The sequence below is a fragment of the Streptomyces sp. NPDC020845 genome (assembly GCF_044334165.1).
In the GTDB taxonomy this organism is placed as follows: Bacteria; Actinomycetota; Actinomycetes; order Streptomycetales; family Streptomycetaceae; genus Streptomyces.
Map to the genome: position 1 here is coordinate 86175 of NZ_JBIRSJ010000023.1, position 25519 is coordinate 111693.

Below are 25519 nucleotides of genomic sequence, written 5' to 3' on the forward strand. Positions count from 1 at the left end.
GATCAGGGCCCCGGGTACGGCCGCCCCGGTCCGACCCGGGCCAGGCCGGGCTACGCCGGCACCTCCAGGACCGCCTTTCCGCGCACCCGGCGGCCGAGCAGCGCCTCGGCCGCCTCGGCGGCCCTCGACCAGTCGCCCCGCCAGGCGATCTGCGGGTCGAGCTCGCCGCGCGCCAGGAGCCCGGCCAGCCACGACAGGTCCGCGGCCAGCCCGTCCGCGTCGTCCAGCAGGTAGTACGTGGTGATGGACCGGTTGTGCCGGCCCTCGTTGCCGAAGAAGGTCCCGTACTCGAAGCTCTCGCCGTCGCCGCCGCTGTGTCCCATGGCGATCAGCGTCCCGTGCGGGGCCAGCGCCTCGTACGCGGCGACCAGCGCCGCGCCGCCGAGCAGCTCGATCACGCCGTGCACCGGCTCGGACGGCTTCACCGCGGCCGAAGCTCCGGCACCCACCAGGACCTCGTGCGCCCCCAGGGCCCGCAGCTCGTCCTCCTTCGACGGATCCGACGTGGCCGCTACGACGTGCGCGCCGCCCCGGGCCGCGAGCTGTACGGCGAAGCGCCCGACCCCGCCGCCCGCGCCCGTCACCAGCACCCGCCGGCCCAGGATCGGCCCGAGGCGGCGCAGCCCGCGCAGCGCGGAGCCGGCGGCCACCGGCAGGGTGCTGACCGCGCCGAGGTCGCTGCCGGGCGGGACGGCGGCGAGCATGGCGGTGTCCACCGCGCGCAGCTGGGCCCAGGCCCCGTCGGTGCCGAGGGAGACCACGGGCGTGCCGACGGCCGGCCCCGAGCCGTCCGCCGCCGCCCGGACCACCACGCCCGCCGCGTCCCAGCCGGGCACGTCCCCGTCGGCGCCGCCGGGAACGACATAGAAGGCCTCACCGTAGTTGAGCGAGAAGGCCTCGACCCGCACCAGCGCCTGGTGGGGCGCGGGTTCGGGGTCCGGGACCTCTGCCAGGGACAGATGGCCGGGGGCCGCATGGTCGATCGTCAGTGCGCGCAACGTCGCCTCCGCTGTTCACGGGTGGTGATCAAGGAATCGCCATGGTGCCACTCAGTGGCATAAGCCTACAAGCGGCAAAAGCTCCGTCGGTGCGCCGGGAGGTAGGCTGCCGGGCGTGGTGAACGAACTGCCGCTGCGCGAGCGCAAGAAGCTGCGCACCCGCGAGGCCCTGGCCGAGACCGCCCTGGAGCTCTTCTCGGACAAGGGATTCTGCGAGGTCACGCTCGATGAGCTGGTGGGCGCGGTGGAGGTGTCCAAGCGGACGTTCTTCCGTACGTTCGCCTCCAAAGAGGACGTCGCGCTCGCGCCCGAGAAGGAGCTGTGGGCCGCGTACACCGCGCGTATCGAGGCGCATCCGCTGAACGGCCCGCTGCTGACGGTGCTCGAGGACACGCTCTTCGCCGCCGTGGCGGACATGGCGGACGGCTGGGAGCGCCGCTTCCGCACCAGCCGCGCCCTCGCCGACCGCTACCCGGTGCTGACCGCGCACAGCCTCGGACACTGCGCGGAGGTCACCGACGCCCTCGTGCGCTCGCTCGTGGACCGCCGGCCCAACTCGTCGACCGACGAGCTGCGGACGCGGCTGCTGCTGGAACTGATGCTGGCGGCGTGGCGCTGCGCGCTCAAGGAGTGGGTGTCGACGCCGGGCGCCCCCGGGCGCGACGAGCTGCGGGCGCGGACACGGGCGGCGCTGGACGCGATCCCGGACGTCGCGAAGCTGGTCTCCAGCGGGACCGGGACAGGGACCGGAACAGGGACCGGAACAGGGACCGGGACCGGGGCAGGGACAGGGACCGGGGCCGGGTCCGGTGCAGCGGAATGAGCGGGGGTCAGAAGTGATGCGGATACGGCGGGGAGTCGCGGTGTGCGCCGCGCTGGTCGCGGCCGGGCTGCCGGCCGCGGGCTGCGGCTCCGGCACCGAGGACGAGCGGGGCGGCACCGTCGGCGAGGCCAACGAGAGTGGCAGGGGCCGGCCGGGCGCGGAGGCAAAGCCCCCCACGAGCGCCCCACGCGTCCCCGGGGTCGACGCATCCGCCGACCCGAACCGTCTGTTCACCGAGACTCAGCTGGAGAAGGCGCTGCTGGACGGCGACGAACTCCCCGGCGGAGGGCGGGAGGTGTGGAGCGCGCGGGGCACCTTCAACCAGGTGGCCCGGGTGCCAGACGGCGGCGACCTGTGGGCGGACTGCCCGGCCGCGGTCACGGGCGATATCGCGGAGCTGTGGGCCTTCCGCGCGCCGAGCGTCGTACGGCATCTGATCCCCGACGACAGGAAGGCGGCCGCGGGCGGTGGCGGGATCAGGCCCGAAGTCCTGCTCTCGATGACCCGGGAGCGCGCCGACCGCTACCTCGACCTCACGCGCGCTCTCTACAAGAGCTGCCCCCGGACGGCGGTCGACGCCGAGGCGGGCCCGCCGCACACCTACCGCTACACCGCGGACGACGTGGAGCTGGGCGACGACGCCTTCGTCGAGACGTCGCAGTCGAAGGACGCCGACGCCGAGCAGGAGAACGTGGCCGACCAGGGTCCGTCGTACCGGGTCTATGTCCGCCTGGGCGGTGTGATCGTGACGTCCGGTGACTGGAAGGACCGCGCCGCCGCGCTCGCCGCGGCCGCGAAGGCGGCGGAGAAGGTCCGCACGCAGCTGTACGCAAAGCCCTGAACGGGCGCGGAGCTGAACGGGCAGGCAGCTGAACGGGCGCGGTCCTGAATGGGCGCGGATAAGGGCCCGTCCCAAGCGGGGGCGGGCCCTTATCCGTCTGCGGAGAGCGCTTATTCCTCGACCATCAGCCCTCTGCGGAGCCGGACGAGGGTGCGCGACAGCAGCCGGGAGACATGCATCTGGGAAATGCCCAGCTCATCACCGATCTCCGATTGCGTCATATTCGCCACAAAACGCAGCGAGAGAATCTTCCGATCGCGCGGCGCGAGATCCGCGATGAGGGGTTTGAGGGATTCGACATATTCGATGCCCTCAAGTCCGTGGTCCTCATAGCCGATGCGGTCCGCCAGCGCGCCCTCGGTGTCGTCCTCCTCCGGCTGGGCGTCCAGCGAGCTCGCGGTGTACGCGTTGCTCGCGGCCATGCCCTCGATGACCTCGGCGGTGGTGAGGCCCAGCCGCTCGGCCAGCTCGGTGGCGGTCGGGGCGCGGTCCAGCCGCTGGGCCAGTTCGTCACCGGCCTTGGCCAGGTCGAGCCGGAGCTCCTGGAGCCGCCTGGGCACCCGCACCGACCAACTGGTGTCCCGGAAGAAGCGCTTGATCTCGCCGACGATGGTCGGCATGGCGAAGGTGGGGAATTCGACGCCCCGGCTGAGCTGGAAGCGGTCGATGGCCTTGATCAGGCCGATGGTCCCGACCTGGACGATGTCCTCCATGGGCTCGCTGCGGGAGCGAAAGCGGGAGGCGGCGAACTTGACCAGGGCCAAGTTGAGCTCGACCAGGGTGTTGCGCACATACGCGTACTCGTGTGTGCCTTCTTCGAGGATTTCGAGCCGCTCGAAGAGCGTCTTGGACAGCGCCCGCGCGTCCACCGGGCCCACCGTCTCGTACGGCGGAATCTCCGGTAGGTCTGCCAGTTCGGGCAGATCCTCGAAAGAATGGCCGGTGGCCACGGGGCCATCCGGACCGGATGTGAGCTGCTGTGACGACGTCATTGTCGACGATGCGTTGATCCGAGTGTCCTGAGTGGCCGATGTGTTCACAGAGGAATCGGGGCGCGATTCGTCGAGCCGGGGTGACATAAGTCTCCTCCCTCATTCTCGGCATATGGCTGCCGATGCCATTACGTGCTGCTGCGGTTTGCGGCGCCTCCAAAGCCGGCCGTGGTGGATGTGTCTCTCTACGCCTACCCGCAATCACCCGCAAGTGGCAAGTCCATCTTGTCCATATTTGGCGAGTTATGTGGAATGTTCAGCTACCGGAGGGCGTGGAGAAGGCGTAATGTTCGATGCGCGCAATCGAAAGCAACGAGACGCCAGAAGAGGTGCGCACATGGACCGCCAGATGGTCGGCAGCGCAAGCAAGGGCCGACTGCGGGTCGAGGTTCGGCACCATGGGTCGAGCGCGGTCGTGACACCGGCGGGTGAGCTGGATCACCACACCGCCGAGGCGTTGCGCGAACCGCTTGAGGCCTGCGTGGAGGAGGGGCATGCGCGGCTGGTCGTGGACTGTTCCAGGCTGGAGTTCTGCGATTCCACCGGGCTCAACGTCCTCCTCGGCGCCCGTCTGAAAGCCGAGGCCGAGGGCGGCGCGGTCCATCTGGTCGCGATGCGGCCGGTCGTGGCGCGCGTGTTCGAGATCACAGGCGCGGAGGCCGTCTTCACGGTCCATGACTCTCTGGACACGGCGCTCGTCGAGTAGCGGTCGCCCTTCTGTTCCCGGTGCTTTCCGGGTGCGTCTTCGGCGCGTCAGCGGTGCGTAGTCCTCGTCACACGAGACGTTCGGGGGAAGTGGGTGTTCTCGCGCTTTCGCCGGGCAGGAGACAGGCTGAAACTGTTGAAAAGATCAGGTATTCCTTGTCCCTGAATCGGTGAATCGGTGAGGTGAAGCCGCTGATGAGCACCACCCGGCCGTACCCGCCGGGCGACCGTGGCCCGGAGCCGGACGGCCCCGCCGCTTCGGCCACCCCAGCGGTGACCCCACCCGTCGGGCATATCCGTCAGATCCGCAGGCTCCACCTGATCGGGGCCAGCGGCGCCGTGCCGCGCGCCCGCGACTTCACCCGCGAGGCGCTGCGCGACTGGGGCTGGCTGCCGGCCGTGACGGCCGACCAGCGGGCCGCCGCCGAGGATGTCCTGCTCGTCGTCTCCGAGCTCGTGACCAACGCCTGTCTGCACGCCGACGGGCCCGAAGAGCTGCGCGTCAGCTGCTCGGCGAAGGTGCTCCGGCTCGAAGTGGTGGACCTCGGCTCGGGCACCCCCGCCCCCCGCACCCCGCACCGCGCGGGCCGCCCCGGGGGCCACGGCATGTTTATCGTGCAGCGGCTGTGCCTCGACTGGGGGGTCGTACGGAACCCCGACGGCACCGGCAAGACGGTCTGGGCCGAACTGGCCGCTCCCTCCTGACGTTTGAGGGCGCCATCCCTCGTTCACCCCTCGTCCACACCTGACAATCCGGCGGACACGGGCTCGCGGAGAGACCCGGTTTCCGTATCTTCACCCGCTTCGCGCCGAACCGGCGCGCACTTTGTCTTCCCTCGACAAGGTCCCCGGCGTACTGTCAGCGCCCGATCTGATGTGTCGTCAGTAACATTCGGCTGCGGCACTTGACGAGAGGGGATCTCGAGGTGTCCCACACAGAACGCCACGTGGTCGGCCGTGGCGCAGCCCTCGCGCTCGCCGCCGCCATGGCCGGTTCGGCGGTACTCCTCACCGCCCCGGCCGCGCAGGCCGCCACCGTGGACGTCGACTACAAATGCAAGACGCCGATCGGTGACAAGAGCGCCGTGTCGCCCATCGACATCAAATCCGTGAAGAGCGGCAGCGCGTACAAGCTCACCATGTCCTTCCAGAAGGGCGTCTCCTCCAGCCCCGTCGAACTGGGCAAGGGCGCGATGCATCCGAGCGCGCTCATCAAGCTCGGCGGCGCGGAGACCGGCACGCTCCAGGTCTCCGGACCCCCCAACGCCGAGGCCATCCCCGCCAACACCCCCATCAAGATCACCGATCTGACGGGTACGTACACCCCGAAGAAGACCGGGAAGGTCACCTTCACCGCCTCGACCCTCACCATCAAGGCGCTGGGCACCACCACGACCTGCACCCCGGGCAACAACCCGGGGCCCTCGCTGACCCTGGACGTCGCGGGTGCGGGCGGCTCCGGCGGCAGCGGCGGTTCGGGCGGCTCCGACAGTACGGGAGGGAGCGGTACGAGCGGATCCGGCACCAGCGGCACCAGCGGTGCGCAGACCTCCTCAGGCGGCAGCCTCCCGCAGACCGGACCGGCCGACTCCGCGGTCGCCCTCGGCACGCTCGGCGCCACCGTGGTCCTCGCTGGTGCGGCCGGAACGCTCTGGCTGACCCGCCGCAGGCGCCCGCACCGCGCCTAGGCCGGCGGGCCGCGGGGCCGTCGGACGCACACGTACGTACGGACGCACGGGCGCTCGGGCACACCAGCGCACGGGCGCCCGGAAGCGAAGGACGCGCGGTCCGCCTCGGGCGGCGGGCCGGTCCTTCGCCGCCCCGCGGCCACGCACGAGCACGAGCACCAGCACCCAAGGAGCCGCCGATGCCGTCTCGTATCCGCGCAGCATGGACGGTCGCCGCCGTGCCCGCCGTCGCCGCCGCGCTGCTCACCGCGCCCGCCACGGCCGCCGGTCCTGACTGGTCCGCGAGGCCCGCGGCCGGTGGTACGGCCGGGCCGGGCGCGGGCGACCGGACGTACTTCTATCTGGAGGGCGGGCCGGGCAGCGCGCTCCAGGACCGGCTCTCGATCGTCAACCGCGGCAAGCGGCCCCGTACCGTCCAGCTCCGGGCTGCGGACACCGCCCCTGACGCCCCATCGGCGGCCCGGGGCAGCGGCGCGTGGATCTCGCTCGCCGCCAAGCGGGTCACGGTCCCGGCCCGCACCCGTGCCGACGTCCCCTTCACCCTCACCGTCCCGTCCGAGACGCCGCCCGGCGACCACCCCGGCGCCATCGTCGTGACCGGCGGCGGCCGGGAGGCCCGGGTGCCGGTGCATCTGCGGGTCAGCGGGCGGGCGCTGGCGGCGATCTCCGTCGAGGACGTGAAGGTGGTCAAGGCCGGTGGCGGGGCCGCCATTCACTACGCGCTCGTCAACCGCGGCAACACCGTGCTGACGCCCCGGCTGGCGGTACGCGCCGACGGGCTCTTCGGCGAGGTGCTGCGCCGGGACGCCCGCGCCCTGCCCGTCGAACTGGCGCCGGGCCGCCGGATGCGGCTCACCGAGAAGTGGCCGGACGCGCCCGCCCTCGACTCGGTGGACGTCACCCTCACCGTCACCGCGGCGGGCGGCGCCCACGCGGTCGGCTCCGCCGGTTACACCGCCGCGCCCTGGGGCGTTCTGGCCGGGGCGGCGGCCCTGGCGCTGGGCGCGGTCGCGGGCGGCGGCGCCTGGCTGCTGCGGTGGCGGCGCGGCCGCCACCGCGCGGGAGACGGGGACGGCGACGCGCCCGCGGAATCGGCGCGGGAGGCACGGGAGGCACGGGAACCAGCAGGCACGGGGTCAGGAGCTACGACGTGACAGGCCGTACGGACACCCAGCCGACCCCGCGCTCGGCACCCACACCAGCGCACATAGCAGCACACATACCAGCGACACCCGTGCCCGCCGCCACCCGCGTACGCCGCCCGCTCGCCGCGCTGTTGGCCGTGTTCACGCTCGTCGGGCTCGCGCTGGGCGCACCGCCGCAGGTCCCGGAGGCCGCCGCGGCCGACGGCCCGACCGCGACGGTGTCCAAGGAAGAGGCGGGCGCGGGCGGCACGGTCACCGTGAGCGGCCAGGGATGGCGGCCCCGCGCCCTGCTCATGATGCTCATCTGCGGACAGAACATGATCGGCGGCACCAACTCCTGCGCCAACTCCGACGGCAGAGCGGTCACCACCGACTCGAAGGGCGCCTTCCACAAGAAGCTGCCGGTCGCCGAGCCGCCCAAGCCCTGCCCGTGCGTCATCCATGTGGCGACCGTCACCGGCGAAGCCGCCTACGACGATGTGCCGTTCCGGGTCGCGGGGCATCCGGTCGCGCCGCTGCCCAAGCAGGAGGGGACCGGGGGCGAGCGGCTGCGGGCGCTGTCGGCGCGGCTCGACGGGTCGAGCGGGCTGCTCACCTGGTTCGGCGCGCCCCCGCAGCGCCGCCTGGTGGTCACCATCGCCAACCTCGGCTCCACCCCGGCCCGCGACCCGGTCTTCCAAGTCGGCACCTCGCACGGTGTGTTCGCCCCCTCCTGGGAGGAGCAGCAGTGGCGGGGGACCATAGCGGCAGGGAAGAAGGCGCAGGTCAAGCTCCCCGTCGAACTGTCCGCGGGCGCGCACGGCGACTATCAGGTGTCGCTCAGGTACGGCAAGAAGGTGCTGGTCGAACAGCCGTGGACGGTGGGGCGGCCGTGGGGCGTCACCCTCTTCTGGATTCTGCTGTGCGTGGTGGTCCCGGCGGCGGTCTTCCGCATCGGCATGGCCGTCGTGGACAAGGTGCGGCCACGTACGGCGGTGGTCGCGGCGCGCGGCGGCGGCGAGGACGGCGGCGGCGCGCTGCCCTGGTTCACCCCGGACACCCTGCCGGACGGCGCGCTGCCGCAGACACAGACACAGACACTGACGCAGAGCGCGCAGAGCGCACAGGGCACACAGACGCAACACCTTTCCGCACCGTCCCAGGAGAACCGACCGACCCCGAAAGGATCGACGTGAGTACGCAACGAAGAGTGGGCGCGGCAGCGGCCGCGCTGCTGCTCGGCGGTGCGGGCGTGCTGATGGGCGCGGGCACCGCACGGGCGGCCGAGGTCTCGTACGCGACCGAGTGTCTGCCGCCGCCGATCTCCGGCCTGCCTCCGGTGGAGGGCACCACCACGGTGGATGTACAGGCCCCGGCGACGGCGAAGGTCGGCGACGAGGTCGAAGTGGTCTGGAAGACCGTGCAGGCCGCCTCCAAGAACCCGCCGATCCTCGACCTCGAGGAGAACACCGTCAAGCCGACCGGCACCATCACGGTGGGTGGAGCGCAGACGGGCGAACTGGCCATGGAGGGGCCGCGGGAGAACCCCTCGATCCCCAAGGACAGCCCGATGAAGCTGTCCGATATGAAGGGCAAGCTCAAGCTGACACAGGCGGGGGAGGTGACGCTGACTCCGGGCGCGTACAACATCAACGTCAGCAAGCCGCTGTCCACGGACACCAAGTGTTCGGCGAAGGAGGCGGTCAAGGCCGCGGCCACCATCAAGGTGACGGGCAGCGGCGGCACCACGACGGGCGGCTCGACGACCGGCGGCAACACCACAGGCGGTAACACCACGGGTGGCAACACCACCGGCGGTAACACCACCGGAGGGAACACGACGGGCGGCACCACCACCGGCACCACCACGGGCGGTACGACGACCGGGGGGAACACGACCGGAGGGAACACGACCGGCGGCGGTGGCGGTGGCGACTCGTACACCGGCAAGGAGGTCCAGGTCGCCTACGCCTGCAAGACCCCCATCGGCGACAAGAACGCCACCTCCCCGGTCCAGATCAACGCCGTCAAGAACGGTGGGAGCTTCGACCTGACCGTCAAGTTCGGCAAGTCCGTCATGGACAGCCCGGCCGACATCCCCGCGGACTCGGTCAAGCCGTCGATGGACGTCAAGGTCGGCGGCGCGGACAAGGGCATGGTCGCGGTGACGGGCCCGACCAACAAGGGGCCGATCAAGTCCGGCGACCCGATCGAGATCCCCGACCTCACCGGCACCTACAAGCCCGGCGCGAGCGGCAAGTCGACGCTCACTCCCGGGGTGCTCACGGTCAAGGCGCTCGGTACGACGACCACCTGCACCCCTGCCAAGGACACCCAGGTCTCGCTGGAGCTGGACACCACGGCCCAGTCCAACGGCACCTCGGGCGGCAACAGCAGCGGCGGCAACGGTTCCAGCGGCAGCGGTTCCAGCGGTGGAGGCACCACGTCCAGTGGCGCCTCCACCAGCGGCGGGCTGGCCGAGACCGGCGCCAGTGACCACGGCGGCCTCAAGGCCCTCGGGCTGGTGGCCGGTACGGCCATCCTGCTCGGTGCCGCCGTCTTCACCCTGACCCCCTGGCGCAAACTGCGCGGCACACGCTGACACTCGGCGCATAAGCGAGGCGCGTACGCGAGGCGCATAAGCGAGGCGCGTACGCGAGGCGCATAAGCGAGGCGCGTACGCGAGGGGCCCGGCGCGATCACCCGCGCCGGGCCCCTCAATGCGCCGCCTCAGCGGACGTCGGCCATCAGCCGTACGACCTTCTTGCGGTACACGTAGATCGCGACACCGGCCACCGCGGCCACCGCCGCCTCCAGCGCGATGATCCCCACACCGCTCAGATCGACCCCCGCGATGGACAGCAGACCCGTGGTGCAGTCACCCGCGGTGACGGCCAGGAACCACACGCCCATCATCTGGCTCGCGTACTTCGCGGGCGCCATCTTGGTGGTCACCGAGAGCCCCACCGGCGACAGGCACAGCTCGCCCATGGTCTGGATCAGATAGATCGACACCAGCCACATCGGGCTGACCGTCGTACCGTCCGAGGCCATCCCCATCGGGATCACGAAGACGAAGAACGACGCGCCGATCAGCATCAGGGCCAGGGAGAACTTCGCCATCGTGCCCGGCTCCCGGCTGCGCCGGGCCAGGGCCAGCCAGGCCCAGGCGAAGACCGGTGCCAGCGCCATCACCATCAGCGGGTTCACGGACTGGAACCAGGAGGACGGGAAGTGCAGGCCGAAGATGGTGTCGGCGGTCTTGGTCTCGCCGAAGGCGGACATCGTCGAGCCGCCCTGGTCGTAGATCATCCAGAAGACGGCCGCGGCCACGAAGAACCAGATGTAGCCGCTGACCTTGGTCTGCTCGACCGGGGTGAGCTCCTTGTCGCGCTTGATGCGGACCAGCACACCGGTCGGGATGATCAGGCCGAGGATGGTGATCGGCACCAGCGCCCAGTTGAGCGTCCAGTGGCCGGTGGCCACCACCACAGAGTAGAAGACCGCGGCGACGACCAGCCAGATCAGGCCCTTGCGCAGCCAGGCGGTGCGCTCCGCGACCGCCAGCGGGGTCGGCACCACGCTGCTGCGCGGGCTCAGGTGGCGGGTGCCGACCAGGAACTGGACCAGGCCAAGCGCCATGCCGAGCGCGGCGAGCGCGAAGCCCAGGTGCCAGCTGTAGCTCTGGCCGATGGTGCCGATGACCAGGGGCGCGGCGAAGGCACCGAGGTTGATGCCCATGTAGAAGATCGTGAAGCCGCCGTCCCGGCGCGGGTCGGAGGGTCCGTCGTAGAGGTGGCCGACCATCGTGGAGATGTTGGCCTTCAGCAGGCCAGAGCCGAGGGCGACCAGCGCCAGACCGGCGAAGAACGTCGCCTGACCGGGCACGGCGAGCGCCAGGTGGCCGGCCATGATGATGCCGGCCGCGATGGCGACCGTCTTGCGCGGGCCCCAGACGCGGTCGCCGAACCAGCCGCCCGGCATGGCGAGCAGATAGACCATGGCCAGGTACACCGAGTAGATGGCCACCGCGTTGCCCTCGGACAGCCCGAGGCCGCCGCCCTGGCTGCCGTGCTTGGCGTCCGGGCCCCCGGCGATCAGATACAGCACGAGCAGGGCGCGCATGCCGTAGAAGCTGAAGCGCTCCCACATCTCGGTCATGAAGAGGGTGGCCAGACCGCGGGGGTGGCCGAAGAAGGTCTTGCCGCCGTCGGCAGGGGTTCCCTGCCCGGCCGCGTCCTTCGTCAGGCTGGACGCCATGGTGGTTCCTTGTATGTGCTCATGCCCGGGCATGACCGCCCGAAGGCACGCCCGGTGGGGGTGGCGGCCGCGTGCCGGGCCGGCAGAGCTGGTGGCTGCTGCCGCGGGGCACACGACGAGGACCTTCGGCGCTGGTTTGCGGCCAAAGGTCCCGGAAAGTTGCTACGGACTCGATGTCACCATACGACACGCCATGCTCGACAATGACCGGATTGAGAGATAGCTCACGCATGGCGTGTGCAACCTTTTGCGCTCCGTCCGTAGTCCTGTGCGCGCCCCGTGCGCGAACCTGGTCGGACTACCATCACCCCATGACCCGAGTACTGCTCGCAGAGGATGACGCATCCATCTCGGAGCCGCTCGCCCGCGCCCTGCGCCGCGAGGGGTACGAGGTGGAGGTGCGGGAAGACGGACCGACCGCGCTCGACGCCGGTCTGCAGGGAGGCGTCGATCTGCTCGTCCTCGACCTGGGCCTGCCGGGCATGGACGGCCTGGAGGTCTGCCGCCGGCTGCGTACGGAGGGCCATGGCTTCCCCGTACTCGTGCTCACCGCGCGCGCGGACGAGGTGGACACGGTGGTCGGCCTGGACGCCGGCGCCGACGACTATGTCACCAAGCCGTTCCGCCTCGCCGAGCTGCTGGCCCGGGTGCGGGCCCTGCTGCGGCGCGGCGCCGTCGAGACCCAGGCGCAGCAGCCGGCCACCCATGGGGTGCGTATCGACGTCGAGTCGCACCGCGCCTGGATGGGGGACGAGGAGCTTCAGCTGACCGCCAAGGAATTCGATCTGCTGCGGGTCCTGGTCCGGGACGCGGGGCGGGTCGTCACCCGTGACCAGCTGATGCGCGAGGTGTGGGACACCACGTGGTGGTCGTCGACCAAGACGCTCGACATGCATATCTCCTGGCTCCGCAAGAAGCTCGGCGATGATGCGGCCAACCCCCGGTACATCGCCACCGTGCGCGGGGTCGGGTTCCGGTTCGAGAAAAGCTGAGAGAAGCTGAGAGACATCTCAGCGTGACACGGTAGGACCATGCGCCGTCGCTTGATCAATTCCACGCTCGCCGTGGTGCTCGTCGTCATCGCCGTCTTCGGCCTCTCACTGGTCATCGTGGAGACCCGGACCATCGAGGACAGCGCCCAGGAGAGCGTCGACTCGGACGCGGTGCGCCTGGTCAGCATCGTCGACAGCCGGCTGCTGGGTGGCGAGGGGGTGACCCCCGCGGTGCTGCGCGAGCAGATCGAGCCCGGTCGCTACGCCGTGATCAAGATCCCGAACCGGGATGTTCTGGAGATCGGCAAGCGTCCGACCGGCAGCGTGATCTCCTCGCAGGAGCGGGGCGAGCAGGGCGAGACGGTACGGGTCGAGGCGTCGCGCTCGACGGTCAGCCGGGAGATCGGCCGCACCATGCTGATCATCCTGGCGGTGGCGCTGCTCGCCGTGCTCGCGGCCGTCTTCCTCGCCGTACGGCAGGCACACCGGCTCTCCGCCCCGCTCACCGACCTCGCCGAGACCGCCGAGCGGCTGGGTTCGGGGGACCCGCGCCCCCGCCACCGGCGCTACGGGGTGCCGGAGCTGGACCGGGTCGCCGATGTGCTCGACTCGAGCGCGGAGCGGATCGCCCGGATGCTCACCGCGGAGCGCCGACTGGCGGCCGACGCCTCCCATCAGCTCCGTACGCCGCTGACCGCGCTGTCCATGCGGCTGGAGGAGATCACGCTCACCGACGACCCGGAGACGGTCAAGGAGGAGGCCACGATCGCGCTGGCCCAGGTGGAGCGGCTGACCGACGTGGTCCAGCGGCTGCTGACCAACTCGCGGGACCCGCGGACCGGCTCCGCCGTGGCCTTCGACCTGGACGAGGTGGTCAAGCAGCAGATCGAGGAGTGGCGCCCGGCCTCGCGCAGCGAGGGCCGCGCCATCGTGCGGTCGGGGAAGAAGGGGCTGCGGGCGGTCGGCACCCCGGGGGCCGTCGCCCAGGTGCTCGCCACGCTGATCGAGAACTCGCTGATGCACGGTGACGGCACGGTCGCGCTGCGCACCCGCGTCACCGGCAACCAGGCGGTGGTCGAGGTGTCCGACGAGGGGCCCGGGGTGCCGCCCGACCTCGGCGCGCGGGTCTTCGAGCGCACGGTCAGCGGGCGCAACTCCACGGGCCTCGGGCTCGCCGTCGCCCGCGATCTCGCGGAGGCGGACGGCGGCCGTCTGGAGCTGCTGCAGCAGCATCCGCCGGTCTTCGCGCTCTTCCTGAGCCGGGAGGGCGACCCGGGCCGCGAGGCCGGTCGGGGCCGCGAGACCGACCCGGGAGTCGGCTCCGACACCGGCTCCGACACTGCCTGAAGCCCTTACGGGCCGGGGCTACTTCCGGGCCGTCGGCTGGTCGTGCGCCTCGGACAGGAAGGACTCGGCGGTCTCCACCGCCTCACGGGCGGGCAGCGCACGGAACACCCAGGTGCGGTAGGACCAGAACCGGAAGAGCGTGGCGATCCCGATGCCGACGAACTTGAACACGTTGTTCTGCAGCTGGCTGTCCCAGCCGAAACCGTACGTCGCCGTGTAGAGCACGCCGTTCTCGATGATCAGGCCGACCGCGCTGAACAGCAGAAAGAGCGTGAGCTCCTTCGTACGCCCCTGCTTGTCGCGGTCCCGGTAGGTGAAATACCGGAACCCCACGTAGTTGAAGGCGATGGCGACGATGGTCGCCGCGATACTGGCCCGCACCGTGGGCAGCTCGGTGAAATGGCTGATCAGGTTGAAAACGCCCAGGTTGACCAGGACACCGGCACCGCCGACGGCGCCGAACTTGAGGATCTCATGGGCGAGTTGATCCACTCGTGCGCGCAGCCTGCCGATCGTGCGCTGTTCACTCATGGCAACTACTCAGCCCCGTCCGATCGGCGTCAACAACTCCGACCATGCTAACCAGCGGCCGGAGCGCCCGCCCGTCGGTGTTGCAGAACCGGCCTTTTATCACCGAACTGTCACAGGCCGCGCACTGTCACAGGCTGCGCACTGTCACAGGCCGCCACGGGTGCGCAGCCGCAGCTCCAGCACCGCGGCCACCGCCTCCAGCCACCGCGCCACGACCTCGTCCTCCGCCACGCCCTTCACCATGGGCGCGGCCGTCCCCAGCCACTCGCGCGCCAGCGCGCCCGCCTCGGGCCCGGGCAGCGGTTCCGGCAGCTCCGAGGCCATCCGGGTGCCCCCGCGCCGTACCACCTCAGCGAGGTACGCCACCGAGCGCGGCTGCACCTCCAGCCGCTCGGCCCCGAGCGCCGCGGCGATCGTCCCGTCCCCGAAGAGCGCGGCGCGGTGTGCGCCGCCGAACATCATCCCGTAGCGGATCATCAGGGGGACGTCGAGGGCGATCAGCTCCTCGTCGGTCATGTTCTGGTGTGTCATGAGGTCTCGCTCAGGGTGGTGCTGGTCACTTCGGCAGGTTGTATTGGTAGGCCCCCGGCAGGCGCTTGTCCGAGGCCTTGTCCATGTGGTTGTTGATGAAGTCGTCCTCGCTGACCCAGGTGGTGAACCCCCAGGGGTTGTAGACCTCCAGTTTGTCGCCCTCGTGGCCCACGATCATCATCGCGTGCCCCACCCGGACCCGCTCTCCGTCGACGGTGTCGAACCCCTCAACGCCGATCGGGACGGGTTTGCCCTCGTCCACCGCCTCCTCGATCAGCGGCAGGGCCTCGCGCCGGGAGTCCGGGGTGCGTACTTCGCGCTGCTCATAGGCGGAGCCGGTGTGCGGTGCGATCTCGTCGTTGATGACCTCGTCCTTGCCGATCAGGTCCATGCCGCCGTCCGGGAGGGGACCGCCGTCGCCCTCCTTGTGGACCCGGATCTGCTCGTCGAGCAGCCGCTTCTTGAACGCGGCAGGGTTGTCGTACGCCGGGTCGCCGGGGTGTCCGCCGGTGGTCAGCCGCAGCGTGTAGACGGGGTCGACCAGGGCGCGGGCGGCGACGGTGGACGAGGACACACAGGTCCCGTTGTCACCCTGCGTCCACTGCGCCCCCTTGGCGCCGGGGACGTCGAACTCGGACGCCAACTCGAGGCCGACCTTGGTGTTCCCGCTGGTGTGGAACGGCGCGAGGTGTTCGCGCAGCCAGGTCGTGTCCCGGCCGTGGATGTCCTCGCCGAAGGACCGCAGCGTCTTGATGTCGTACCCGGCGGCCAGGGCCTTCATCAGATACGCGCTCTCCTGCGGGGACTTGGCGCGGGAGATCAGCCGGTCGAACTCGGCCTGGTCCTGCGCGCTCATCTTGTCCCTGAACTGCGCGGAGCGCTTGAGTTCGTTGGCGCTGAGGATTTCGTTGAGGTTCGCGGGGCCGCCCGGATCGGCCGCGTCGGCGATGACCAGCCGGTCCGCGTCGGTGAGGCCCTCCGCGGTGACCCTCCGGGTCCGGGCCTGTGCGGCCAGCTTGTTGAGCTTGTCCGCCGCCTTCTTCCCGCCCTCCTTGGCCCGGTCGTCCGCCTCGATCAGGAACGTGATGCCGTCGAGGGCGGCCTTCTTGGCTTCCCGGAGCTGTTCGCGATCGCTGAACATGCCGCACAGCGACTTCCCGTAGTCCAGCGCGACGCGCGCGTATTCGTCCGTCGCCTGCGCCGCCCCGATATCGATGGCCAGCTGCTTCAGCACCGGTACGGCCTCCCGGAGCTTTTCGGCCGTCTCGTCGGTGGTGCGCGAGGCGGCGCCCACGACCTCGCTCGCCTTCTCCCCGGCCGTGCCCACCCACACCGCGGGCAGTCCGGCCTTCGCCACCTTGCCCAGGTCGCCCTGCGCGGACTCCAAGAGGTCCGCGGCCCGCGTGCAGCTCGCCGCGACGCCGTCGATATGGTCCGAGTCACCGACGGGCTTCGGAGTGTCCCGTGCCTTGCCGATCGCGTCGGACAGATCCGAGCAGAACCCGATCGCCGCGAAGCCCGTGTCCTCGACCTTCAGGGACTGTACGTGCTTGTGCAGCGCCTCCAGCTTCTGCCGCTTGGTCTGATCCTGCGGCTTCTGCTGTGTTTTATCGTGCCCGGCCATGTACGCCTTGCCCCTCAGGAGTTCTGCGAGTAGCGGTGGATAGCGCTGAAGTCGCTCTCTCTGGCGTGGTCGGTTCCGCGATACGCCTTCGAACTGACCCCGATCTTCTTCTGCAGCTCGCGCACCGCGCCCTCAAGGGTCTTGCACTCGGCGATCCAGGCGTCGGAGAAATCGTTGAAGGCGGGCGCGGCCCCGTACTCGCCGAAGTGCATCAGGGAGGAGGGCAGTTCGAGGAGTCCACCGAATCCGGGGAACCCGCCGCCCTCGTCACCCTTCTCCAGCAGCCCCTTGGCCGCCTTGATGTCGTCGGCGGCGAGCCCCAGGCGCTCCCCTTGGCTGAGCGCGCCGCCGTGCTGGATGCCGAGGGCCTTGTCCTGTCCCATGAATGCCTCCCCCGAGGAAGTGGACGCGGTGGGCCCGCGCCAAATACGGCCGAATCCTAACCATCGTGACTGAGACCGGGACGGGCGGGCCGGACCGGCGGGCCATGGGCGTCGTCCCGAAACGCCGGATCAGCGCACGGTCACCCGGTAGGTGACGGTGCGGGGAAGGTCGGGGGAGTAGCCGCCGGCGGACTTGTCCGTGCCGAAGGAGTTGGCGAGGACGATCCGGGTCTCTCCGGCCTTCAGCGCCTCGAAGGTGAAGTACTTGGTGTGGCCCCCGCCGATGAGTTCCTTCTCCCGGGCGGTCTGGTACGAGCTCTCGCCGACCTTGCGCAGCACCGCCGCCGACGGGCCGGGCTTGGCCACGCTCCAGTCGGCGCGCGCGGAGATGTTCTGCCGCATGGCGATCGAGAACCGCTCGCCGCGCTTGACGGTGATCGGGCCCTCGGTGCGGTCCAGGTCCTTGGAGTCGGCCCGGTCCTGGTGGACCGTGCCGAGGCCGGTGGGTTTCGGGTCGGAGGACGGCGAGGGGGAGGACGAAGGCGAGGTCGAGGATGAGGACGAGGCCGGTTTGGCGTGCCCGCTGGGGGTGGCCGTGTCCTGGCAGCCCGCGGCGCAGAGCGCGAGGCCGGTCAGGAGCAGAGTGGAGAGGCGGCGAGTGACTGTATTCATGATCATTTCGGTAGGGTGAGGGAGTAGGCCTCTGGGAAGTAGCCGTTGTTCGAGTAGCCCATCCTGTTGTTGACGAAGTCGTCCTCGCTGACCCAGGTGGTGGTGCCCCACGGGTTGTAGACCTGCAGTCTGTCGCCCTCGTGTCCGACGATCATCATCGCGTGGGAGCCGGTGGAGCCCCTGACAGCGACCTGGACAGGCACGCCGTTGTCGAGCTGCCTCTCGACGTCGACCAGGGACGCGCGACGGTCGTCGGCGTTGTGCAGCTGCCGCGTGGAGTACTCCGTGCCGGTGCGGTCGCCCAACTCGGGGTTGTCGAGATATTTTTCCCGTTCGGCCCAGGATATGCCGCCGCCATAAGGGAGCGGATCGCCGCCGGCGGCGTAGTGGGCGCGGTGCTGCTCATCCCGCAGGCGCTCGCTGAACGCGGTGGGGTTGTCGTATTCGGGGTCGCCGGGATGGCCGCCGGTCGTGAGCTGGAGGGCGTACAAGGGGTCGATCATCGCCCGGGCGTTGAGGGTGGACGAGGCGACGCAGGTCCCGTCCCCGCCCTGGGTCCACTTGGCGCCCTGGTAGGTCACCTCGTTGGTACCGGCGTCGGTGCTCTGGATGACGACAGGGGTGAGGCGGTCGCTCAGCCACTGCGGGGACCGGCCGTGGATCTGCTGGGCGAAGCGGTCGATCTGTTTCAGATCGTGCCCCGCGGCCAGGGCCTTCATCAGATACGCCCGCTCCTGCGGGGACTTGGCGGAGGAGACCAGCCGGTTGAACTCCGCCCTGTCGTGCGCGCTCATCTTGTCCATGAACTCGGAGGAGCGCTTGAGCTCGTTGGCGGTGAGGATTTCGTTGAGTTCGGCGGGGCCGCCGGGGGCGGCGGCGTCGGCGAGAACGAGCTGGTCGGCGTCGGTGAGCCCGTCGGCGGTGACCTTCCGGGCCCGGGCCTCGGACGCCAGCTTGGTGAGCGCCTTCTGCGCCTCGACGCCGGCCGCCTTGGCCTGGCCGGCGGCCTCGCTCATGTAGGAGACGCCGTCGAGGATGGCGGTCTTGGCCTCGCGCAGCTCGTCAGGCGGCATGATGAGGTCGCCGTTGTTCAGGATCGACCCCGCGACTTCGAGCGCGGTGAGCCCGTAGTCGTGCCTCGCCTGGGCCTTGCCGATGCCCATGGAGAGGGCCTTCAGTACGGGTACGGCCTCCTGGAGCTTCTGGGCCATCTGATCGGCGGAGTACGAGGCGGCGTTGATGACCTCGCTCGCTTTCGCCCCGGCGGTGCCCACCCACACGGCGGGCAGCCCGTCCTTGGCGACCTTCCGCAGATCGCCCTGGGCTCTGTCCACGATCGCGGCCGCTTTTCCGTAGCCCGCCGCGACGCCGTCGATGTGGTCCGGGCTGCCGTGCGGGGCGGAGAACTCCCGCGCCTCGGCGATCGCGCCGGCCAGGTCGTTGCGGACCTTCATCTGATCGTCGAATGAATCGGGGTCCACCTGGATCGCCTGGACGCGCTTGTGCAGCTTGTTCAGCCCGTCCTGGTTGTCGGTGAACTTCTCTCTCAGCCTGCCCGTCGTCATTCGGCTTCCCCCTGTAGGACGCGCGCGGCAGGTCCACGTCAAACCATGCCCGGCAGGTCCATGTCGAATGCACGGAGATCATAACGTCGTGGAGGAACATCGAATAGGTCTGCCGAGGTCAGGGCCATCGCCATGCGCCCCGGGGCCCGTCTGGCCGGGAAGCTACCCTTGGGGGCGTGACATTCCCGGTAGTCGGCATGGTCGGCGGCGGCCAGCTCGCCCGTATGACCCACGAAGCGGGCATCCCGCTCGGCATCAGATTCAAACTGCTCAGTGACACCCGCCAGGACTCGGCGGCCCAGGTGGTCAGCGACGTCGTGGTGGGCGACTACCGCGACCTGGAGACCCTTCGTGCTTTCGCACAAGGCTGTGATGTGGTCACCTTCGATCACGAACATGTCCCGGCTGAGCATCTGCGCGTCCTGGAGGCGGACGGCGTCGTCATCCGCCCCGGCGTCGAGGCGCTGCTGCACGCTCAGGACAAGGGCGTGATGCGGGAGCGGCTGCGCACGGCCGGGGTGTCCTGCCCCCGCCACCGCATCGTGGCGGACCCCGCGGACGTGGAGCGGTTCGCCGCGGAAGGGCTGGGCGGGGCGGCGGGAGAAGGCACAGGCTTCCCGGTCGTACTGAAGACGGTCCGCGGCGGCTACGACGGCAAGGGGGTGTGGGTCGTCGGCGACGCCGAGGAGGCGGCCGAGCCCTTCCGCGCCGGGGTGCCGGTGCTCGCCGAGGAGAAGGTCGACTTCGCCCGCGAGCTCGCCGCCAATGTCGTACGGTCCCCGCACGGCCAGGCCGTCGCCTACCCGGTCGTCGAGTCGATCCAGGTGAACGGGGTCTGCGACACGGTCATCGCCCCGGCCCCCGGGCTCAGCGAGGAGCTGTCCGGCCAGGCCCAGGAGATGGCAATCAAGATCGCGGCGGAGCTCGGGGTCGTCGGCCACCTCGCGGTCGAGCTCTTCGAGACCCGGGACGGGCGGCTGCTGGTCAACGAGCTGGCGATGCGCCCGCACAATTCCGGCCACTGGACCCAGGACGGCGCCGTCACCTCCCAGTTCGCCAACCATGTGCGCGCCGTGCTCGACCTGCCGCTCGGCGACCCGCGCCCGCGCGCCACCTGGACCGTGATGACCAATGTGCTCGGCGGCGACTTCCCCGATATGTACACCGCCTATCTGCACTGCATGGCCCGTGACCCGGCCCTGAAGATCCATATGTACGGCAAGGACGTGAAGCCCGGCCGCAAGGTCGGCCACGTCAACACTTACGGCGACGACCTGGCCGACGTGCGTGAGCGCGGCCGCCATGCCGCCGACTACCTCCGAGGGACCATCACCGAATGAGCAGCCCCAGCGCCCCCGTCGTCGGCATCGTCATGGGCTCCGACTCCGACTGGCCCGTGATGGAGGAGGCGGCGAAGGCCCTCGACGAGTTCGAGATCCCGTACGAGGTGGATGTCGTCTCCGCCCACCGCATGCCGCGCGAGATGGTCGCGTACGGCGAGAACGCGGCGCCCCGCGGCCTCAAGGCGATCATCGCGGGCGCCGGCGGCGCCGCCCACCTCCCGGGCATGCTGGCCTCCGTCACCCCGCTGCCGGTGATCGGCGTGCCGGTCCCGCTCAAGTACCTGGACGGGATGGACTCGCTGCTGTCGATCGTCCAGATGCCCGCGGGCGTGCCCGTGGCCACCGTCTCCGTCGGCGGTGCCCGTAACGCCGGGCTGCTGGCTGCCCGCATGCTGGCCGCCCACGACCCCGAACTGCTCGCCCGGATGCGCGACTTCCAGGAGGAGCTGAACGAGCAGGCCACGCAGAAGGGCAAGCGGCTGCGGGCCAAGGTGGAGAGCGCGGGGTCGTTCGGCTTCGGGAAGTAGCGGACTTCAGGAAGTAGCGGACTTCAGGAAGTGACGGACTTCGCGAAGTAACGAGAGGGGCACACGGGGCGCGGCTGCCCGTGGCCCCGTGACTTGGCGCGGGCCTCGTAAGAGGATGGGGCAATGACCGACCGACTCGCGCAAGCCCGTGCCCTGCTGGCCGCCCACCCCGTCGTCGACGGCCATAACGACCTCCCGTGGGCCCTGCGCGAGCAGGTCCGCTACGACCTGAACCAGCGCGATATCGCCCTCGACCAGGGCGCCCACCTCCACACCGACATCCCGCGGCTGCGGGCGGGCGGCGTGGGCGCGCAGTTCTGGTCCGTCTACGTACCCTCGCGCCTCAGCGGCGACGCCGCGGTCAGCGCCACCCTCGAACAGATCGACGTGGTGCGGCAGCTGGCCGACCGCTACGGCTCCGATCTGCGGCTCGCCCGCACTGCCGACGACATGGAGGCGGCGCGGGCCGAGGGCCGGATCGCCTCCCTCATGGGGGCGGAGGGCGGCCACAGCATCAACTGCTCGCTCGCCACCCTGCGCGCGCTGTACGAACTCGGCGTGCGCTATATGACGCTCACGCACAACGACAACATCCCCTGGGCGGACTCGGCGACCGACGAGCCGCGCGCGGGCGGCCTCACCCGCTTCGGCGAGGAGGTCGTCCGGGAGATGAACCGGCTCGGCATGCTCGTCGACCTCTCGCATGTCTCGGCGGACACCATGCGGGACGCGCTGCGGGTGTCCGACGCCCCCGTCGTCTTCTCGCACTCCTCGGCGCGCGCCGTATGCGACCACCCGCGCAACATCCCCGACGATGTGCTGGCCCAGCTGCCCGCCAACGGCGGTGTGGCGATGGTCACGTTCGTCCCGAAGTTCGTCCTGCCACAGGCCGTGGCGTGGACGCGGGCGGCGGAGGAGAACCTGCGCGCCCACGGCCTGGACCCGCTGGCCACCACGCCCGAGGCGATCAAGGTCCACCAGGCGTACGAGGAGGCCAACCCCCGCCCGGTGGCCACGGCCGCCACCGTCGCCGACCACCTCGACCATATGCGGGACGTGGCGGGCATCGACCACCTCGGCATCGGCGGCGACTACGACGGCACGCCCTTCGTTCCCGTGGACCTCGCCGATGTCGCGGGCTATCCGAACCTGATCGCCGAACTGCTGGAGCGCCGCTGGTCCGAGGCCGACCTGGCCAAGCTGACTTGGCAGAACGCGGTACGGGTGGTGCGCGACGCGGAGGCGGTGGCGCGCGACCTCGGCACCCACCGGGGGCCTTCCCTCGCGACCATCGAGGAGCTGGACGCGGCGGGTGCCTGACGCGGCGGGTGCCTGACGCGGCGGGCGCGTGACGGCGGCGGGCGCCCGAGGGCGCCCGCGCGGTTGAGCGGGTGCGCGGCGGGGGCTACGCAGGGGAGGCAGGCGAGGGCCGCGCGGCGGGGACGGCTATACGGTGGGGCGGCCCAGCGCCCGGTAGGTCCAGCCGGCCTCGCGCCACCGCTCCGGGTCGAGCGCGTTGCGCCCGTCCAGGATCCGGCGCTCCGCGACCGCCCCGCCCAGCGCCGCCGGGTCCAGCTCGCGGAACTCGGCCCACTCGGTCAGATGCAGCACCGCGTGCGCGCCCTGCGCGGCCTCCAGCGCGCTGGGCGCGTAGGCGAGGGTCGGGAAGAGGGCGCGCGCGTTGTCCATGCCCTTGGGGTCGAAGACCGTGACCTGGGCGCCCTGGAGGTAGATCTGGCCCGCGACATTGAGCGCGGGGGAGTCCCGTACGTCGTCCGAGTCCGGCTTGAAGGTCGCCCCCAGCACCGCGACGCGCTTGCCGAGGAAGCTGCCGCCGACGGCCTCGCGGGCCAGCTCGACCATGTGGCCGCGCCGCCGCATGTTGATCGAGTCGACCTCGCGCAGAAAGGTCAGCGCCTGGTCGGCGCCGAGCTCGCCGGCGCGCGCCATGAAGGCCCGGATGTCCTTGGGCAGACAGCCGCCGCCGAAGCCGATCCCGGCCCGCAGGAACTTCTTTCCGATCCGCTCGTCATGGCCGATGGCCTCGGCCAGCTTGACCACATCGCCGTCCGACGCCTCGCAGACCTCGGCCATGGCGTTGATGAACGAGATCTTGGTGGCGAGGAAGGAGTTCGCCGCGGTCTTCACCAGCTCGGCGGTCGGGTAGTCGGTGACGACGAACGGCGAGCCTTCAGCGAGCGGCGTCTCGTAAACCTCACGCAGCAGCTTTTCCGCACGGTCACTCGTCACGCCGACCACGATGCGGTCCGGGTGCAGGGTGTCCTGTACGGCGAAGCCCTCGCGCAGAAACTCCGGGTTCCAGGCCAGCTCGGCGTCCGCCCCCGCCGGGGCCAGCTCCGCCAGCCGGGCCGCGAGCCGGACCGCGCTGCCGACCGGGACGGTGGACTTGCCCACGACCAGGGCCGGGCGGCGCAGATGCGGGGCGAGCGAGTCGATGGCGGCGTCGACGTAACTCATGTCACAGGCGTACTCGCCGTGCTTCTGCGGAGTGTTCACACAGACGAAGTGGATATCGCCGAACTCGCCGACCTCATCGTAGGAGGTGGTGAAGCGCAGCCGCCCGGTCGATCCCTCGAACCCCGGGACATGCCGCCGCAGCAGTTCCTCCAGGCCCGGTTCGTACATCGGGGCCTTGCCGGCCGCGAGCGTCTCGATCTTCTCCGGGACCACGTCCAGGCCAAGCACCTCGAAGCCGAGCTCAGCCATGGCCGCGGCGTGTGTGGCGCCCAGGTAGCCGGTGCCGATCACGGTGATCTTGAGGGCCATGCGTGCTCCTGTAGGCGTGCGGGCGGGATGCGCTGCCTGAGCATAGTCGCGCCCGCGCGCGAGCTCCGATCCGCTGTCCCCTTCCCGCGCCGCTCCCTGCCGTCCGCTGTCGGCAAAGTCACCTGTACCTGATCAGGACGGCGCTCTAGAATTCAGTTACTTAACGGTAGTTAGCACTCAGGGGAGTGAGAAGATCTTGGCGAGTTCCGTGGACTTCGACCTGTACCGGCCGTTGGAGGAGCACGACATGCTCCGCGAATCGGTGCGCTCGCTCGCCGAGGCGAAGATCGCCCCCCACGCCGCAGAGGTCGACGAGGAGGCACGCTTCCCTCAGGAGGCGCTGGAGGCCCTCGTCGCCAACGACCTGCACGCGGTGCACGTACCCGAGTCGTACGGCGGCGCGGGCGCGGACGCCCTGGCGACCGTGATCGTCATCGAGGAGGTCGCCCGCGTCTGCGCGTCGTCCTCCCTGATCCCCGCCGTCAACAAGCTGGGCTCCCTCCCGGTGATCCTCTCCGGCTCCGAGGAGCTGAAGAAGAAGTACCTGGCGCCGCTGGCCAAGGGCGACGCGATGTTCTCGTACTGTCTGAGCGAGCCGGACGCGGGCTCCGACGCGGCCGGTATGAAGACCAAGGCCGTGCGCGACGGCGACCACTACGTCCTCAACGGCGTCAAGCGCTGGATCACCAACGCCGGGGTCTCCGAGTACTACACCGTCATGGCCGTGACCGACCCCGACAAGCGCTCCAAGGGCATATCCGCCTTCGTCGTCGAGAAGTCCGATGAGGGCGTGTCCTTCGGCGCCCCCGAGAAGAAGCTCGGTATCAAGGGCTCCCCGACCCGCGAGGTCTACCTCGACAACGTCCGGATCCCCGCCGACCGCATGATCGGCGCCGAGGGCACCGGCTTCGCCACCGCCATGAAGACCCTCGACCACACCCGTATCACCATCGCAGCCCAGGCCCTCGGCATCGCCCAGGGCGCCCTGGACTACGCCAAGGGCTACGTCCAGGAGCGCAAGCAGTTCGGCAAGCCGATCGCCGACTTCCAGGGCATCCAGTTCATGCTCGCCGACATGGCCATGAAGCTCGAGGCCGCCCGCCAGCTCACCTACGCGGCCGCCGCCAGGTCCGAGCGCGTCGCCGCCGGAGCCGGGAAGGAAGATCTCACCTTCTTCGGCGCCGCCGCCAAGTGCTACGCCTCCGACGCCGCCATGGAGATCACCACCGACGCGGTCCAGCTCCTCGGCGGCTACGGCTACACCCGCGACTACCCGGTCGAGCGCATGATGCGCGATGCCAAGATCACGCAGATTTACGAGGGTACGAACCAGGTCCAGCGGATCGTGATGGCCAGGAACCTGCCGTAACTGCTCGACAGCAGCCGAGAGAACACCTCTGCCGATCGTCATAGATGGCAGGGGTGTTCAGGTCCGTGCTGGAAGATCAGTGTTTTACGCCGCGCACGATCAGGGTTCCGATGTGTCCCTCTGTCGGAGCCTCCAGGACGGTCGTATCAATGTCCCGGAAGCCACTCCTGGTGAGAAGTGCGGTCCACTTGCGAGGCGTATAGCTGTAGCGGTAGGTGAACATGGCCTTTCCCGCGAAACCGCCCTTGTACATGCCCTGGGGGCCGTACGCCCTCGGGATGGCCGGGAGCGGGCTACCGGGAGCGGTGGCAGTAGCCCGCCCTTCAGGGTGGAGGTGCAGCCGCCTTTCCCGCGTAGTGGGGCAGGAAAAGACGAACCGCCGTCAGGGCGGTTCGTCGTCTCCAACCATAGTGATGT

The 25519-nt window shown here is 70.3% G+C and carries 24 protein-coding genes and 1 pseudogene; 14 read left to right on the plus strand and 11 right to left on the minus strand.

Annotation, left to right across the window (positions count from 1 at the left end; translation table 11 throughout):
* Nucleotides 1-50 precede the first annotated feature (50 nt).
* A complete protein-coding gene (locus tag ACH4U7_RS45470) occupies nt 51-998 on the minus strand; it encodes a zinc-binding dehydrogenase (protein ID WP_398533645.1) in 948 nt (315 codons plus the stop codon).
* 115 nt (nt 999-1113) lie between these two features.
* Here ACH4U7_RS45470 and ACH4U7_RS45475 point away from each other — a divergent pair, with 115 nt between their 5' ends.
* Nucleotides 1114-1821 carry a TetR/AcrR family transcriptional regulator gene (locus ACH4U7_RS45475; RefSeq protein WP_398533646.1) on the plus strand — a complete coding sequence of 236 codons (708 nt, stop codon included), beginning with the start codon at nt 1114-1116 and terminating at the stop codon, nt 1819-1821.
* A 16-nt stretch (nt 1822-1837) separates the two neighbouring features.
* Nucleotides 1838-2662 carry a hypothetical protein gene (locus tag ACH4U7_RS45480; protein WP_398533647.1) on the plus strand — a complete coding sequence of 275 codons (825 nt, stop codon included), beginning with the start codon at nt 1838-1840 and terminating at the stop codon, nt 2660-2662.
* Nucleotides 2663-2772: 110 nt separating this feature from the next.
* Here the strand turns inward: ACH4U7_RS45480 and ACH4U7_RS45485 are convergent, their stop codons facing one another.
* Nucleotides 2773-3741, minus strand: coding sequence for an RNA polymerase sigma factor SigF (locus ACH4U7_RS45485; protein WP_398533648.1), 969 nt, complete (start codon nt 3739-3741; stop codon nt 2773-2775).
* Nucleotides 3742-3991: 250 nt separating this feature from the next.
* Here ACH4U7_RS45485 and ACH4U7_RS45490 point away from each other — a divergent pair, with 250 nt between their 5' ends.
* The 6 genes from ACH4U7_RS45490 to ACH4U7_RS45515 all read left to right on the plus strand — a co-directional run bounded on the left by ACH4U7_RS45490 (nt 3992) and on the right by ACH4U7_RS45515 (nt 9773).
* Nucleotides 3992-4360, plus strand: coding sequence for an STAS domain-containing protein (locus ACH4U7_RS45490; protein ID WP_398533649.1), 369 nt, complete (start codon nt 3992-3994; stop codon nt 4358-4360).
* A 194-nt stretch (nt 4361-4554) separates the two neighbouring features.
* The gene (locus tag ACH4U7_RS45495; protein WP_398533650.1) at nt 4555-5064 is read left to right on the plus strand and encodes an ATP-binding protein; all 510 of its coding nucleotides are present in this window, start codon (nt 4555-4557) and stop codon (nt 5062-5064) included.
* Between the two features lie 281 nt (nt 5065-5345).
* The gene (locus ACH4U7_RS45500) at nt 5346-6047 is read left to right on the plus strand and encodes an LPXTG cell wall anchor domain-containing protein (protein ID WP_398533723.1); all 702 of its coding nucleotides are present in this window, start codon (nt 5346-5348) and stop codon (nt 6045-6047) included.
* Nucleotides 6048-6226: 179 nt separating this feature from the next.
* On the plus strand, nt 6227-7201 hold the full coding sequence (locus ACH4U7_RS45505; RefSeq protein WP_398533651.1) for a hypothetical protein: 975 nt from the start codon (nt 6227-6229) through the stop codon (nt 7199-7201).
* Between the two features lie 80 nt (nt 7202-7281).
* Nucleotides 7282-8367, plus strand: a complete 1086-nt coding sequence (locus ACH4U7_RS45510) for a hypothetical protein (protein ID WP_398533652.1) — start codon at nt 7282-7284, stop codon at nt 8365-8367.
* A gap of 62 nt (nt 8368-8429) precedes the next feature.
* Nucleotides 8430-9773 carry a hypothetical protein gene (locus tag ACH4U7_RS45515; protein ID WP_398533724.1) on the plus strand — a complete coding sequence of 448 codons (1344 nt, stop codon included), beginning with the start codon at nt 8430-8432 and terminating at the stop codon, nt 9771-9773.
* 128 nt (nt 9774-9901) lie between these two features.
* On the opposite strand, the gene ACH4U7_RS45520 is transcribed toward ACH4U7_RS45515, so the two are convergent.
* Nucleotides 9902-11431 carry a peptide MFS transporter gene (locus tag ACH4U7_RS45520; protein ID WP_398533653.1) on the minus strand — a complete coding sequence of 510 codons (1530 nt, stop codon included), beginning with the start codon at nt 11429-11431 and terminating at the stop codon, nt 9902-9904.
* Nucleotides 11432-11742: 311 nt separating this feature from the next.
* Here ACH4U7_RS45520 and ACH4U7_RS45525 point away from each other — a divergent pair, with 311 nt between their 5' ends.
* Together ACH4U7_RS45525 and ACH4U7_RS45530 are read left to right on the plus strand one after the other, a co-directional pair.
* Nucleotides 11743-12423: a response regulator transcription factor gene (locus tag ACH4U7_RS45525; RefSeq protein WP_014177112.1), complete on the plus strand. Its 681-nt coding sequence runs from the start codon at nt 11743-11745 to the stop codon at nt 12421-12423.
* 39 nt (nt 12424-12462) lie between these two features.
* Nucleotides 12463-13770, plus strand: a complete 1308-nt coding sequence (locus ACH4U7_RS45530) for an ATP-binding protein (RefSeq protein ID WP_398533654.1) — start codon at nt 12463-12465, stop codon at nt 13768-13770.
* 18 nt (nt 13771-13788) lie between these two features.
* Here the strand turns inward: ACH4U7_RS45530 and ACH4U7_RS45535 are convergent, their stop codons facing one another.
* From ACH4U7_RS45535 to ACH4U7_RS45560, 6 genes are all read right to left on the minus strand, one after another.
* Nucleotides 13789-14301, minus strand: coding sequence for a GtrA family protein (locus tag ACH4U7_RS45535; RefSeq protein ID WP_398533655.1), 513 nt, complete (start codon nt 14299-14301; stop codon nt 13789-13791).
* A gap of 144 nt (nt 14302-14445) precedes the next feature.
* A complete protein-coding gene (locus tag ACH4U7_RS45540; RefSeq protein WP_398533656.1) occupies nt 14446-14832 on the minus strand; it encodes a hypothetical protein in 387 nt (128 codons plus the stop codon).
* A 25-nt stretch (nt 14833-14857) separates the two neighbouring features.
* Nucleotides 14858-16456, minus strand: a complete 1599-nt coding sequence (locus ACH4U7_RS45545) for a peptidoglycan-binding protein (protein WP_398533657.1) — start codon at nt 16454-16456, stop codon at nt 14858-14860.
* Nucleotides 16457-16470: 14 nt separating this feature from the next.
* Nucleotides 16471-16839: a hypothetical protein gene (locus ACH4U7_RS45550; RefSeq protein WP_398533658.1), complete on the minus strand. Its 369-nt coding sequence runs from the start codon at nt 16837-16839 to the stop codon at nt 16471-16473.
* Nucleotides 16840-16968: 129 nt separating this feature from the next.
* The gene (locus tag ACH4U7_RS45555) at nt 16969-17511 is read right to left on the minus strand and encodes a protease inhibitor I42 family protein (protein ID WP_398533659.1); all 543 of its coding nucleotides are present in this window, start codon (nt 17509-17511) and stop codon (nt 16969-16971) included.
* 2 nt (nt 17512-17513) lie between these two features.
* Entirely contained in the window at nt 17514-19076 is a 1563-nt protein-coding gene (locus ACH4U7_RS45560; RefSeq protein WP_398533660.1) for a peptidoglycan-binding protein, read from the minus strand.
* Nucleotides 19077-19273: 197 nt separating this feature from the next.
* Between ACH4U7_RS45560 and ACH4U7_RS45565 the strand changes: the two genes are divergently transcribed.
* The 3 genes from ACH4U7_RS45565 to ACH4U7_RS45575 all read left to right on the plus strand — a co-directional run bounded on the left by ACH4U7_RS45565 (nt 19274) and on the right by ACH4U7_RS45575 (nt 22266).
* Nucleotides 19274-20416: a 5-(carboxyamino)imidazole ribonucleotide synthase gene (locus tag ACH4U7_RS45565; RefSeq protein ID WP_398533725.1), complete on the plus strand. Its 1143-nt coding sequence runs from the start codon at nt 19274-19276 to the stop codon at nt 20414-20416.
* Nucleotides 20413-20946 carry a 5-(carboxyamino)imidazole ribonucleotide mutase gene (gene purE, locus ACH4U7_RS45570; protein ID WP_014177103.1) on the plus strand — a complete coding sequence of 178 codons (534 nt, stop codon included), beginning with the start codon at nt 20413-20415 and terminating at the stop codon, nt 20944-20946. The genes ACH4U7_RS45565 and purE overlap by 4 nt, the downstream gene beginning before the upstream one ends.
* A gap of 123 nt (nt 20947-21069) precedes the next feature.
* Complete coding sequence (locus ACH4U7_RS45575; RefSeq protein ID WP_398533661.1) at nt 21070-22266, plus strand: dipeptidase; 1197 nt, start codon at nt 21070-21072, stop codon at nt 22264-22266.
* A 126-nt stretch (nt 22267-22392) separates the two neighbouring features.
* Here ACH4U7_RS45575 and ACH4U7_RS45580 read toward each other — a convergent pair whose 3' ends face one another.
* Nucleotides 22393-23733 carry a UDP-glucose dehydrogenase family protein gene (locus ACH4U7_RS45580; protein WP_398533662.1) on the minus strand — a complete coding sequence of 447 codons (1341 nt, stop codon included), beginning with the start codon at nt 23731-23733 and terminating at the stop codon, nt 22393-22395.
* A gap of 196 nt (nt 23734-23929) precedes the next feature.
* On the opposite strand from ACH4U7_RS45580, the gene ACH4U7_RS45585 reads away from it, so the two are divergent.
* Nucleotides 23930-25102, plus strand: a complete 1173-nt coding sequence (locus tag ACH4U7_RS45585; RefSeq protein ID WP_398533663.1) for an acyl-CoA dehydrogenase — start codon at nt 23930-23932, stop codon at nt 25100-25102.
* A 76-nt stretch (nt 25103-25178) separates the two neighbouring features.
* Here the strand turns inward: ACH4U7_RS45585 and ACH4U7_RS45590 are convergent.
* Nucleotides 25179-25439: pseudogene (locus tag ACH4U7_RS45590) on the minus strand (SAM-dependent methyltransferase); the annotation flags it as partial.
* Between the last annotated feature and the right edge of the window lie 80 nt (nt 25440-25519).